The following is a 13,214-nucleotide window of genomic DNA, read 5'->3' as shown; positions in this document are numbered from 1 at the left end:
GAGCTGGTTTTGCTTGTTATCTATTCAATGATACTTTATTCCAAACTTGACTGTATGCGATAAGTTCTATTTATAATGGAGCTACATTTTCAATGAAGGAAAATATTAGAATGACGCTAGTAAGGTATTTAAAAATATTCTTTATTAGAGACATTCTGCGCTTTCCTCCTGAAAATGATAAGATTTCAATGTAGAGACGTGGAATTTTATAGCCATTCAAAAAATACTAAAAGAATTTGTCTTTTTAAGGGAATGATAGGAATTCAAACTATTTTCAAAAAGAATGAATTACACATTAGTAATTTTGCAGATGAAATTAATAGAGTGATCAATTTTTTTATTTGAATATAAGGAAGAAAAAGAAGAGGTAGGATAAAATGAAGCCGATTACAATTCTAATAGCTGATGATGACTTGAAGATTGCTGAATTAATTGAAATACATTTAAAAAAAGAAGGATACCAGGTTGTAAAAGCAACTGATGGAGAAGCCGCAATTGAAATTATTCAATCGCAGGCAATTGATTTAGTGGTTTTAGACATCATGATGCCAAAAATGGATGGTTATGAGGTGACGCGTCAAATCCGTACTAAACAAAATATGCCAATTATTTTCTTAAGCGCGAAAACATCTGATTTTGATAAAGTGACGGGTCTTGTACTAGGTGCAGATGATTATATGACGAAACCTTTTACACCAATTGAATTAGTTGCACGTGTGAATGCTCAACTTCGCCGATTTTTTACGTTAAATCAGCCGAAAGTAGAAGAAACATCTGTTTTAGAGGCTGGAGGCATTGTTATTGATTTTGAGAAAAGAACGGTACATGTATACGGAGAACGAATTGATTTGACACCAAAAGAGTTTGATATTTTATGTTTATTGGCAAGTCATCCGAAAAAAGTATATAGCCTTGAAAATATTTTTCAGCAGATATGGACAAATGATTATTATGATGATAACAATAATACAGTTACGGTGCATATTCGTACTTTACGAAAGAAACTTGGAGAAGATAAAAGGAAGAACAAGTTAATAAAAACGATATGGGGAGTAGGTTATACTTTCAATGGCTAAAATAGTAAAAAGTTTTAGGTTTAAAATGATTGCCTTGTTTGCACTAAGTATGATGTTAGCAGCTTTCGGAACATATATAATTTATAAAACATTAGGGTTCTCTTTTAGAATGATGGTTAGTCATGAAGACTATGTAGCAAATAGAGTGGTTGGGGGAAGTATTTATTTCTCTTTCCTTTCCTTCACTTTGCTATCTATTTTATTCTTTTTCTTTTTAACGAAACCTTATTTAAAGTATTTTGATGAAATTTCTAATGGCATTCATCATCTCTCTAAAGGAGATTTCACACATAAAGTTTATATTTCATCAAATGATGAATTCAGCGATATTGCACGCGCAATTAATATTGCAAGTGAAAAATTAAAAGAGGCGGTTGAACGAGGAGACTTTGCAGAAAGTAGTAAAGATCAACTTGTTGTTAACTTAGCTCATGATTTAAGAACACCATTAACATCTGTCCTAGGTTATTTAGATTTAATTCTCAATGAGAAAAACTTAACTGCGGAACAAATTAAATATTATTCTACAATTGCATTCGCAAAATCACAACGACTTGAAAGTTTAATTGATGAGTTATTTGAAATTACACGAATGAACTATGGTGTACAACAAATAGATAAAAAAAACATTAATATAAGTGAATTGCTCGTGCAATTAGATTTGGAATTATATCCATTATTAGAGAAAAATCAATTAGAGGCTAGATTACATGTTGCACCAAATTTAACTATCAACGGTGACGGGAATTTGTTAGCACGAGTATTTGAAAATCTTCTAACAAATGCGGTTCGATATGGAAATAATGGGAAGTTTGTTGATATGAATGGATACATTGAAGATGGAGACGTTGTTGTACAGATTATTAATTATGGAGAAAGTATACCAGAAGAAGAGTTACCTTATCTTTTTGATATGTTTTATACAGGTGATAAAGCAAGAACAGTACAGAAAAATAGTACGGGTCTTGGATTATTTATTGCTAAAAATATTGTTGAGAAACATAATGGGAAGATTTCTGCAGAAAGTAATGTAGTGAGAACAATTTTTGAAGTGAAATTACCAAAAGAAGAGAATTGAAAAATTTAATAAATATTTAATTATTACCCCACTTTTTATTTAATTAATTTCTTCTATCCTATTTATAGGTTAGGCCAAAGAGAAATTACTAATAAAAGGTGGGGCTTTTTATATTGCGAAAAGTATACGCCTAGATTTTTATCACAATTTGATTTTAAAAGAGATATGTTAATACTTTGAAATCTAATTTATATATAATTTCTAAAAATGTTAACTAATTATACAAACGGAAATAATGGTCTCCAAAAATAAAGTACAAGAAATAGTGAGGATAATATGAAGACAGTAAATAAGGTAGTCATTGTTGGTGTATTAACAGTTGGTTTAGGAGCTGGGGCTTATATGAATTTTGCCGGAAGTTCTGAACCAGTTATGACCTATAAAACATCTGAAGTACTAGAAAAACAAATCGAAAATCAGCAAAAGTTTGCTGGTGAAGTGATTCCAAATGGAATGGAGATCATTTCATTTGATCCAACAAAAGGTACGAATGAACTAGCTGTTAAAAAAGGCGATGAAGTAAAGAAAGGACAGCTTCTGTTTAAATACAATGATCCAACTGTTAAACAAGGTGTAACAGAAGTGGAAATGCAAAAGAAAATTGCACAAAAAGAAGTAACATTACAACAAAAACAAATTGATGCAGCAAAACAAAAGCTACAAAAAGATAAAAATGCTGGTCTTCCTGCAGAAGCAGTAAAAGCGTCAGAGATTGAAATTCAACAATTAGAATCACAGCTTGAAATGAAGAAGTTTGAAGTAGAAAAAGCGGATGAAATGATTAAAGTAGCAAAAGAGAAAGTAAACACACTTTCTGTTATGAGTCCTGCTGACGGTGTAATTGATGATATTATTACAGCTTCTAATGAAAGAAACGGTATGAGCGGAATTACACTTCGCCATGCAGGTCCATTTAAAGTAGCAGGTCAAATGTCTGAATTTGAACTTGCTAATGTAAAAATTGGACAAGAAATAACAGTTTCATCAAAAACTGTAGCGGGTAAAACATGGACAGGAAAAGTAACAGAAATTGGTTCTACACCATTAAAAAGTATGGATGAAAACAAAACAGTTTCTAGTTATCCATTTACTGTGACGTTAGACAATAGTGAAGGCTTACAAAATGGTTTCCACGTATACGTAGAAACTAAATCAGGCGAAGCAAAGGGTACAGTCATTCCAAAGACCAGTATTTTAAAAAAAGGTGATAAAAACGTTGTCTTTGTTGTAAAAGACGGAAAAGCAAAAGAACAAGTTGTTACGGTTGAATTTGAAACAAGTAATGAAGCAAAAATTTCCGGAGTGAAAAAAGGAGAAAAAATTATCTCTAGACCTACTGTAAATCTAAAAGATGGTATGGAGGTTGCCACGCAATGATTAATTTACAAGGCATTACAAAATCTTTTCAAAATGGTGAAGAATCCATTCAAATATTGCACGGAATTGATGTAACGCTAAATCAGGGAGATTTCACTTCTATCATGGGGCCTTCTGGTTCTGGTAAATCAACATTAATGAATATTATTGGGTGTTTAGATAAGCCTACGACAGGTTCCTATGAATTAGCTGGACAAAATATTTCAAACATGTCTGAAACCGAGCTTGCGCATGTTCGTAATAAAGAGATTGGATTCGTATTTCAAAACTTCATGTTACTGCCACGACTTACAGCGTTGCAAAACATTGAATTACCACTTATTTATGCGGGAGTCGATAAAAAGGAAAGACAAGAGCGTTCATTAGCAGCCTTAACAAAAGTTGGTTTAGCTGATCGCGCTACCCACTTTCCAAATGAATTGTCAGGTGGACAAAAACAACGCGTTGCAGTTGCACGCGCAATTGTAAATAACCCGAAATTTATTTTGGCAGATGAACCAACAGGTGCACTAGATACGAAAACAAGTGAACAAATTGTAAATCTATTTTATGAATTAAACAAGCAAGGTTCAACGATTATTATGATTACTCACGATCGTGAAATCGGGGAAGCCGCAGCACGTCAAATCGTTATTCGTGACGGAAACATTGTTCAGGATTGGAGAGAATAAAATTGAATATACATGAAAATATACGTATGGCTATCTCTTCTATCTTTGCCCATAAAATGAGATCTATTTTAACGATGCTGGGAATTATTATTGGAATCAGTGCGATTATTACAATTCTCGCAACGGGGGATGGAAATACTGCAAAGATGCAAAAAGAGATTGAAGAGAGCCGCCATATGGATGAAATTAATATAGAGTATATCAACCCAGATTTTCCGCTGGAAATAGCAAAGATTACACCAGATATGGTAAAGCAATTAGAAGTAATACCAGGTGTAAAGGATGTGTACCCACATGTGAATATGGACGTAAAAGCATATGTAGGTTCAAAAGAAGCTTCTCTTAATTTAAATGTGGGAACAGGTAATTTTATGCAGGATCACAAACTACGAATGATACACGGGCGTGAGTTAACAGAGACTGAGCTGGAAAAACCAATTCCTGTTTTGATTATCAGTGAAGCTCTATTTAAAAAACTATATGATACATGGGAAAATGATTTATATATAGATATAAAAGGAAAACCATATAATATTGTCGGGGTGTACAAATATGATAATATATGGCAATCAAATGTGTATGCAGGATATACCTCGGTTGACAATGCACCGTTGATCTCAGGTGTTGAGGAATATAATGCAGTGACCATTAAGTTATCTTCTTCTAGCGAGCGAGAAATTGTAGGGAAACAAGCTGTATCTGTATTAAATGGATTGAAACCACCAGAATTTGAGCATCTATTTACAGTAGAGGATGAGACAAAAAACGATTTGGTCGTAGAAGAATCATTAGATACGATGAAAATGGTATTCACTGGTGTTGCTGGAATCTCTTTAATCGTAGGTGGTATTGGTGTGATGAATATCATGCTTGTATCTGTTACAGAGCGTACACGTGAAATAGGTGTTCGAAAAGCACTTGGTGCAACGAGAAGGGAAATATTAATGCAATTTCTTATTGAAGCTTGTATTTTAACAGCATTAGGTGGAGTAATTGGTTTTGTGTTAGGTATTTTCTTTGCTTGGGTATCGGCAATCGTAGGTGGATGGCCACTTGTTATTTCAGTAAATCTAGGTCTACTATCTGTTGGAATATCTATATTGATTGGCATTGTCTCTGGTATACTTCCAGCAAATAAAGCAGCTAAACTAGACCCAATTGATTGTCTACGATATGAATAATAGTTGTAGGTGAAAGATAAGATATTCTAGAAAAGAGTAAATACCCATATGGGTATTTACTCTTTTTGAAAATAAGGATTTTCATGGTATAAGCAAAAATCTAAACAATCTTAACTCTAATTTTATATAGATTTCTTGGCTGTAAATACTAAGAGGAGAGAGGAATATAAAATGAAAACAGTGCTAGAAGCAAAAAATATTAAAAAAGTATATGACACAGGTGGAAATACATTTGAAGCGTTAAAAGGGATTAACTTACAAGTACAAGAAGGAGAATTTGTTGGGATTATGGGCCCTTCTGGTTCAGGTAAGACAACTCTATTAAATGTTCTTTCGACAATTGATCATGTGACGAGTGGTGAGATTTTAATAGATGGAAAAGATATTGTAAAAATGAGTGATGATACGTTGGCATTATTTCGGCGCAATCATTTAGGTTTTATTTTTCAAGATTATAACTTATTAGATACGTTAACGTTCAAAGAAAATATCGCATTGCCTCTCGCTTTATCAAAGGTGAAGGTTAGTGAAATTGATCGGCTTGTTCTTGAAATCTCTAAGAAGTTTGGCATGGATCATATCTTAAGTCAATACCCATATCAAGTATCTGGGGGACAGAAACAACGCTGCGCAGCATCACGTGCCATGGTTACGAATCCGAGTATGATTTTTGGGGATGAGCCAACTGGGGCGCTTGACTCTAAATCAGCAACGGATTTATTAGAAAGTATGAAGTCATTAAATGAATATGATAACTCAACCATATTAATGGTAACGCATGATGCGTTTGCGGCAAGTTATTGTAAACGAGTGATTATGATTAAAGATGGTGAATTATATAAAGAATTACACCGTGGAGAATTAACACGTAAGCAATTCTTCCAACAAGTCATTGATGTAATGTCTTCCATTTCTGAAGATAAGGCTGATGATCTTATCTAATATGGCCATTTATAACATAATGTGTGATTAAAACAATGTATATTTTGTAGAAATAGTTTTTAGGAGGTTAAAATAAATGACTTTAATTGAAATCGTTCAACGAAATATAAGGCGAAATTTTAAGGAGTATATACTTTATTTTGTATCTTTAGCTTCGAGTATGCTGATTTATTTTATATTTGCGTCACTTCGATATAGTACGCAAATAAAAAAAGAAATGCTTAATAATGTAATGATTAATAGTGTTCTTCAGTCTTCAAAAGTGATACTTATTATTTTTATAGCCATATTTATTATTTACTCTACTAATTTTTTTATAAGAAAACGTAAAAAAGAGATAGGGTTATATTCTTTACTAGGTATTACTAAAAAACAAATTGGTACGATGTTATTTTGTGAAACATTAATAATGGGGGGCGTAGCTTTAATAGTTGGGATATTGATTGGCAGTATAAGTTTTAAGTTATTTTTAGAACTTCTAATGAGTTTGATGAAATTAAATGTGCCAATTACGTTCGAGTTATCTATAAAGGCCATAATAGACACAATTATTGTTTTTTTATCGATTCTATTATATACAGCTTGGAAAAACTCGCGCTTAATTTATCAATTTCCATTAATTGAAATGTTCCAAGCGAATCATAAAGGAGAGAGTATGCCAAAAGGATCTAAATATTTGGCATATATAGGTCTTATTTTAATTGGCTTTGGTTATGTTTTAGCATTCTTTTTTCGCGAAGTCGTAAAATTTGTGCAGAACCCTGAGGACCCTATGCGTCCGCTAATGGATCCTAAAATAATTCCGTTATGTATTTTGATTGCGATTGTTCTTGCAACCTACTGTCTATTCACTTCTTATACAGTTATTGTATTAAAGAAAATTAAAAGTAAGAGCAATATCTATTTTAACGGTATGAATATACTAAATATTTCACAGTTGTTATATCGAGTAAAAGGAAATGCCAAATTACTTGCGACTATTGCTATCTTAAGTGCCACAGCTTTAACGGCAGTTAGTACAGTTGTATCAGGATATTATGTAGGGCAATCTGAAACAAATGAAGATTTTATGCAACTGTATGGAGTTACATTATTTATTGGAAGCTTTTTGGGAATTATATTTGTACTAGCAACTGGTTCTATTATTTATTATAAACAACTATCTGAAGCACATGCTAATCAGAAATACTATGAGGTTCTTCGTAAGATAGGTGTTACGAAAAAAGAAGTAAGAACGTCAATTTCGAAACAAGTTAGCTTTAGTTTTATTTCACCTATAATAGTCGGACTTACTCATAGCTTATTTGCTTTACCAATAATAAACAACATGCCTATATACAGTATTATGATTCCTATTTCCATTAGTTCTATTGCATATTGCATAATCTATTTTGGATATTATATATTAACTGTTAATTCGTATTTTAGAATTGTGTATAAATAATAAATTCTTTTGATATTGCGTAATAAAATTAGGAAATACAACCTATCAAGTTCTAAAGAATAATGAAATGAACAAAAGCCGATACCCTTAACGTGTAGGGAATCGGTTTTTTCTATATGGGGTACCGCCACATCGCTATCAAGCTAAGAAAACAAAATTCCTCCTAAAATGAAAAAATAAGCTATTCTTTCTGTAGAATCGTAGGAAAGGATGGCGTTTTTTAATTTTTATAGATACTTTGTGGTAACCTCAAGTAGGAGGATTTAGCACAGTCAAATAATAATATCTTTTGTCTAGAAAGGAGAATGTTTTTTGAAATATAAATTAAGAAAAAAATTAAGCGTGTTTTTTATAGGATTACTAGTACTAGTACTAATCGCTTCTATTTTCGTTTATTATAAGTTTCTAACACCTTCAGCAGATATTCAACAATACAAGGCATATTATGCTCCAAAAACAACACAAAAAGTATTGAATCACGGTGAGGTAAAGGTCACATTCTTAGGAACATCATCTTTACTATTTGATGATGGAAATACGCAATTAATGATTGATGGTTTTATTTCTAGGCCATCCTTACCAAAAATATTGTTCAGCAATATAAAAACAGATGAAGATACTGTGGATAAAATTTTTAATCAAATAGGGGCTGATAATAATAAACTTAAGGGATTATTTATTGCACATACACATTATGATCATGCGTTTGATTTAGCTTACATAGCTAAACGAACTGGAACACATGTATATGGTTCAGAGTCAGCAATTAACATAGGTATTGGTGGTGATATAAATAAGAACCAGATGTCTGTATATGAAGTAAATAAGGCTATGAAGTTTGGTGATTTTACTGTTACTGTCCTTCCATCGAAACATTCACCAACCTTTGATGAAGGAGAAAAAATAAAAAAGCCACTTAAACAACCAACTAAAGCACTAGATTATCATGAAGACTCTTCATATGATTACTTGATTACGTATAATAATAAAACTTTCCTTGTTAAACCAAGTGCTAACTATATAGAAGGTGTATTAGATGATATTCGAGCTGATGTCCTGTTTTTAGGAATAGGGGGATTAGGAAAGCAGGAAAGTAATTTCCAAAATATGTATTACGAGCAAGCTGTACGAAAAGTACAACCGAAGCTTGTTATTCCAATACACTGGGACGATTTCACCAAACCATTGACAGATACACTTGAAGCAATGCCTAAATATGCGGACAATACTAAAAATGGATTAGATTTTATAATTCAAAGGACAAAAGCAGATAAAATTGATCTTCAAATACTACAAGGTGTTAGAAGTATTTACTTCTAAAAAAGGGATCCACCACACCTCTATCAAGTTAAGAAACATAAAAAACGATAATAATGAACTTCCGTGCTAAAAAAGCTACAAAATTTTCGTTTAGGGACAATCTGTTCTGTTAGCTTGATGGCGATGTGTCTGTACCCCTATATCATCTTTCAGATCTTCCGTTCATTGTAATCAACGATAAAATGTGGAAGGGGTAATTCTAATACGTTACGCAATTCTTTTACCGTTATTTTTGTTTTTAAATTTTTCCATAAAGTAACTACAGTTTCTGATTTCAGCCCCTTTCGATTTCCAGATAATTTCTCCATACAAGTAATTTTGTTTTTAGGTGTTTATTTTCTATACGTAGCTATTCTAATTCACTGAGCTCTTTTGGTCTTTTTCCATAAGAATACTGTTTTCCTACAGGTTGTTGAAACTGATACGTTCGATCTGTACGATACCATTTCATCTATATCTTAATTTGGGAAACATTTTTAATCCCGAGTTTCTCCATAATGGTCCAATTGGAATACCCATCCTTTTTCATTTCAATCACTTTCCACTTTACTTCTTCTGGGTAATGAACTCTTATTTTTTTCATGTACCACTATTCGGGTTCACTTCACTTTAACGGTAAGGCTTTTTTGTTTTATAAGCTTAATCCAAACCGTTTTAATTCAATAAAAATCCCCTCTAATTGCTTTCCTTTATCCGTTAATGTGTACTCTACACGAGGCGGAACTTCTGGATATACTTTTCTCGTTATAATGCCTTGAGACTCTAATTCTTTTAGTCGAAGCGATAATGTTTTTGGACTAATACCATCCATTGATTTTTGTAAATCACTAAAGCGTAATGTTCCTTCGATAAGAAGATCACGAATGATTAAAAACGTCCATTTTGTACTAATTACATCAAGCGTTTTAGCGATGGGACAAGGTATGCCAGGTAAACCTTTCGTTAATTCAACTGGATTTATATCGTTCATGGAACTAGCCTCCATAAAATTTTTTTGGATGAATTTGCTTTATAGTATCACAAAACTATACTTTTGGTAACTATATGAAAAAAATATCACTACTTCCATAAAGGAAGTTAGTGCATATACAATAGCAATACGAAACAAAAAGGATTTATATAAGGAGGTGGTGATTTCCATGGGGATAAAAAAGTTATTTAGATTTCTTAGTTTGTTTGTTATTTGTATTGTGCTTGTAGCATGTGGTGTGGAACAAAAAACTGAAGTTCAGTTATTAAAAGAAATGCCAAAGCCAAAAGCAATGACAATTGATCCCTCACTAAGTAAAAAAGAAGCGACAGAAATGGTTCATGCGGCGCAGCGTTTTTATGCATTTTGGGATACAGGTAAGGAGGAACTTATTCCGCAGACTGTTACTAAAGATTTCTTCGATAATACATTGCCGAAAGGGCGACCACAAGGCATTGAAGGATTAAAGTTTGCAGCGCAAAATTTTCGTAAAGTTGTGCCTGATATACATTGCGAGATTGAAGACTTATTAGTTGTTGGTGATAAAGTAACGGCCCGTCTTTCTTTTACAGGAACGCATAATGGTAAGAAAATTAATTTTTTTGCAATTGATATTTTACATGTGAAAGACGGAAAGATAACAGAAGATTGGCATTTAGAAGATAATCTTACACTACAGCAGCAACTCGGCTTAATAGCTGAAGAGTAGATCATATAAGGGAGAGGAAAGCGATGAAAAATATATTTATTATAAATGGACATGAAAAATACGGTACAAAGGAAGGACGATTAAATAAAACGTTAGTAGATTATATGGTAACTGTATTAGGCGAGAATCATTATGTGAAAACAACAACGATTCAAGATGGTTACAATATTAAAGAAGAACAGGATAAATTTTTATGGGCCGATGTTGTTATTTATCAAACACCAATTTACTGGTTTAGTGTTCCAGGCTTATTTAAAACGTATATGGATGAAGTATATGAATACGGTTTGTTCTTTAAAGGTGCAGATGAATATGGAACAGGTGGTTTATTAAAAGAGAAAGAGTATATGTTCTCTACAACTTGGAATGCACCTGAAAAAGCATTTGGAGATAAGACGAAGTTCTTTGAAGGAGAAAGTTTAGAATCAGCGCTTAGTCATTTACACCGCGTGCAAAAGTTTCTCGGTATGAGTCCGTTAAAGAGTTTTGCTTGTTATGATGTGGTGAAGAATCCGGATATAGAGAAGTTTTTAGTGAACTTGAAAGATCACTTAGATGGAGTAATTAAATAATAGTATGTGAAGAAGGTACTGCTAAGGATGTAGTACCTTCTCCTTTTATAATGACTCACATTTTAAGACATGGATGGCTGTATCCATAACTTCGCAAAATTTGCCCAACCGAATGAATCAATTGTTACGTTTTTTAAAGAAGAAGGGTATGTTTTTCTTTTTAGAACGTGATAGTTAAATAAAATGATGTGTTCTGCTTGTAAAAACTCTTCAATCTCATACATGAGTTCATAGCGCTTTTCTTTATTTTCTTCTAGTAAAAATGTATCTAGTAAACAGTTAATTTGTTTTTCGTAGTGCGGGTCCATGAACCGATTTACGAAGCAACTTTTATTTTTAAATACATTTAAGAATGCAATTTCATGATTGGCAGCAAATACTTCTCCCATGAAAATAATATCAGCATGTTTATCAATAGAGCGATTCATATAATCTGAAACGGGAAATGGGTGAAGCTCTACTTGTATACCTAAACTTTCACATCGTTCTTTTAAGAAATATGCATCATTTGCACTATCTTTAAATGCGAAGAAGTAAATATGTATCGTTTCTCCATTATATGTACTCTTTTTCAAATACTCTTTTGCCTTTTCTAAAGAGTAGGATCTTCTTGTTGCAAGGCGGCTTCTATCAGGGAAAAAGCTTGATGCAGCAATTGTCCGTCTACCCTCTATGTTACGAAGTATCATTTCAACATCATATAGTTCTCTCCAAGCTTTTCGAAAGTAAATGTCGTGATGAGGACCAGGTTTTTTAAAGTTGAAGCTAGCATAAATACAACCTATTTCTTCTATTTGTATATCATGCCTTTCATTTTCCTCTTCGTTTGGTAGTTCATAATCAGCATCTATTTGCACATGGTCAGGAATACCCCAAAATTCAATACGGTCTAATAACGCGCGCTCTTTAAAATAATGGGTGAACGCTTCGAGTATGATATTATCTTCAGAGTAATGAGCAAGTTTGAAAGGTCCAGTACCTATATAATGATGATTTTGAATACTCGTATCACGCGGTAAAATTGCGAGCTGCATTGAACTTACATAGTGTAAGAAAAATAAATTTGGTTTCGCTAAATGGAATCGAATTTGTAGTGGTGATGGCGTTTCAATTTGAACGATTTCTTCTGTTAACCATTCGAAAGGAGAGTAAACTTCTTTTAGTCTTTCAAATGAAAATTGTACATCTTTAGAAGTTAAAACTGTTTCGTTATGAAAATATACATCCTTTCGTAAATAAAAAGTCCACGTAAGCCCGTCTTCACTTAATTCCCACGTATGCGCAATGTGAGGCTCCATTTTTTCAGTAACATCGTTATAGACGACTAATGTATCAAAAATTTGACTCGTAAGATGGCTCTCTGTAGTTACAGCCACAAAAGCCGGATCTAATGGGAATATCTTTCTCGATATAGGAATCTTTAATACGTCGTACATATCATTTGAAGGTTCGTATCCAAAATGATGATGTAGTTTATTTTCTATCTTTTTTTGAAGTGCGAGGGGGAGGGGTTCTTTTAAAAGAAGAAAGATATCTTTTAATTTTTCTTGCGCTAACAGTTCATCTGTATAGGACTCAATCGCTTCTACGAAATTATGTATAAATAGAATTTCCGTTTTATTTCCGCGGCCTCGCCCTGGAGTCCAGCTAATTAATTGCTCCTCGCTCATTTTCTTTAATAAAATCTTTACGTTTTTCGTACTGCAATATAAAACATCCGCTAATTCTTGTAAGCTATTTCGCATATGTTGTTGATCTTGTGCATGTAGTCTTAGTCTAATGTAATAGTCCATAATTTTCATATATACACTTCCTTCTATCATAAAAGGGGAAACTCTTTAGAATATTCTAACCTTTTTCTTCCTTTTTTTCAA

At 32.8% G+C, this 13,214-nt stretch carries 12 protein-coding genes and 1 pseudogene; 10 read left to right on the top strand and 3 right to left on the bottom strand.

Annotated features, from left to right (window positions below):
- The first annotated feature begins 377 nt into the window (after positions 1–377).
- The 8 genes from AC1Q8L_RS07895 to AC1Q8L_RS07860 all read left to right on the top strand — a co-directional run bounded on the left by AC1Q8L_RS07895 (position 378) and on the right by AC1Q8L_RS07860 (position 9,089).
- Positions 378–1,076: a response regulator transcription factor gene (locus tag AC1Q8L_RS07895; protein ID WP_000802753.1), complete on the top strand. Its 699-nt coding sequence runs from the start codon at positions 378–380 to the stop codon at positions 1,074–1,076.
- Complete coding sequence (locus AC1Q8L_RS07890; protein WP_086387963.1) at positions 1,069–2,154, top strand: HAMP domain-containing sensor histidine kinase; 1,086 nt, start codon at positions 1,069–1,071, stop codon at positions 2,152–2,154. Before AC1Q8L_RS07895 ends, AC1Q8L_RS07890 begins: the two co-directional genes overlap by 8 nt.
- Positions 2,155–2,430: 276 nt before the next feature.
- Entirely contained in the window at positions 2,431–3,531 is a 1,101-nt protein-coding gene (locus tag AC1Q8L_RS07885; protein ID WP_086387962.1) for an efflux RND transporter periplasmic adaptor subunit, read from the top strand.
- Positions 3,528–4,202, top strand: a complete 675-nt coding sequence (locus AC1Q8L_RS07880) for an ABC transporter ATP-binding protein (RefSeq protein ID WP_000609180.1) — start codon at positions 3,528–3,530, stop codon at positions 4,200–4,202. Before AC1Q8L_RS07885 ends, AC1Q8L_RS07880 begins: the two co-directional genes overlap by 4 nt.
- Before the next feature lie 2 nt (positions 4,203–4,204).
- Complete coding sequence (locus AC1Q8L_RS07875) at positions 4,205–5,383, top strand: ABC transporter permease (protein WP_001020777.1); 1,179 nt, start codon at positions 4,205–4,207, stop codon at positions 5,381–5,383.
- Positions 5,384–5,554: 171 nt separating this feature from the next.
- Positions 5,555–6,325 carry an ABC transporter ATP-binding protein gene (locus AC1Q8L_RS07870; protein ID WP_000859666.1) on the top strand — a complete coding sequence of 257 codons (771 nt, stop codon included), beginning with the start codon at positions 5,555–5,557 and terminating at the stop codon, positions 6,323–6,325.
- A gap of 76 nt (positions 6,326–6,401) precedes the next feature.
- Entirely contained in the window at positions 6,402–7,769 is a 1,368-nt protein-coding gene (locus tag AC1Q8L_RS07865; protein ID WP_000172532.1) for an FtsX-like permease family protein, read from the top strand.
- A gap of 312 nt (positions 7,770–8,081) precedes the next feature.
- A complete protein-coding gene (locus AC1Q8L_RS07860; RefSeq protein WP_000875674.1) occupies positions 8,082–9,089 on the top strand; it encodes an MBL fold metallo-hydrolase in 1,008 nt (335 codons plus the stop codon).
- A 138-nt stretch (positions 9,090–9,227) separates the two neighbouring features.
- Here AC1Q8L_RS07860 and AC1Q8L_RS07855 read toward each other — a convergent pair.
- A pseudogene (locus tag AC1Q8L_RS07855) lies at positions 9,228–9,672 on the bottom strand (IS3-like element ISBt2 family transposase); the annotation flags it as partial.
- Positions 9,673–9,720: 48 nt separating this feature from the next.
- Complete coding sequence (locus AC1Q8L_RS07850) at positions 9,721–10,059, bottom strand: winged helix-turn-helix transcriptional regulator (protein ID WP_000997917.1); 339 nt, start codon at positions 10,057–10,059, stop codon at positions 9,721–9,723.
- Between the two features lie 169 nt (positions 10,060–10,228).
- On the opposite strand from AC1Q8L_RS07850, the gene AC1Q8L_RS07845 reads away from it, so the two are divergent.
- Together AC1Q8L_RS07845 and AC1Q8L_RS07840 are read left to right on the top strand one after the other, a co-directional pair.
- The gene (locus AC1Q8L_RS07845; RefSeq protein ID WP_086387960.1) at positions 10,229–10,768 is read left to right on the top strand and encodes an ester cyclase; all 540 of its coding nucleotides are present in this window, start codon (positions 10,229–10,231) and stop codon (positions 10,766–10,768) included.
- Positions 10,769–10,791: 23 nt separating this feature from the next.
- Positions 10,792–11,340, top strand: a complete 549-nt coding sequence (locus AC1Q8L_RS07840; protein WP_000789185.1) for an NAD(P)H-dependent oxidoreductase — start codon at positions 10,792–10,794, stop codon at positions 11,338–11,340.
- A 62-nt stretch (positions 11,341–11,402) separates the two neighbouring features.
- Here the strand turns inward: AC1Q8L_RS07840 and AC1Q8L_RS07835 are convergent, their stop codons facing one another.
- Positions 11,403–13,163, bottom strand: coding sequence for an SgrR family transcriptional regulator (locus tag AC1Q8L_RS07835; RefSeq protein WP_000569522.1), 1,761 nt, complete (start codon positions 13,161–13,163; stop codon positions 11,403–11,405).
- Positions 13,164–13,214: the final 51 nt, after the last annotated feature.

It is taken from the genome of Bacillus sp. GW823-FHT06A11, assembly GCF_058795355.1.
The sequence above is the reverse complement of the archived record's forward strand: the minus strand, read 5'-3'. Positions and strand labels throughout refer to the sequence as shown.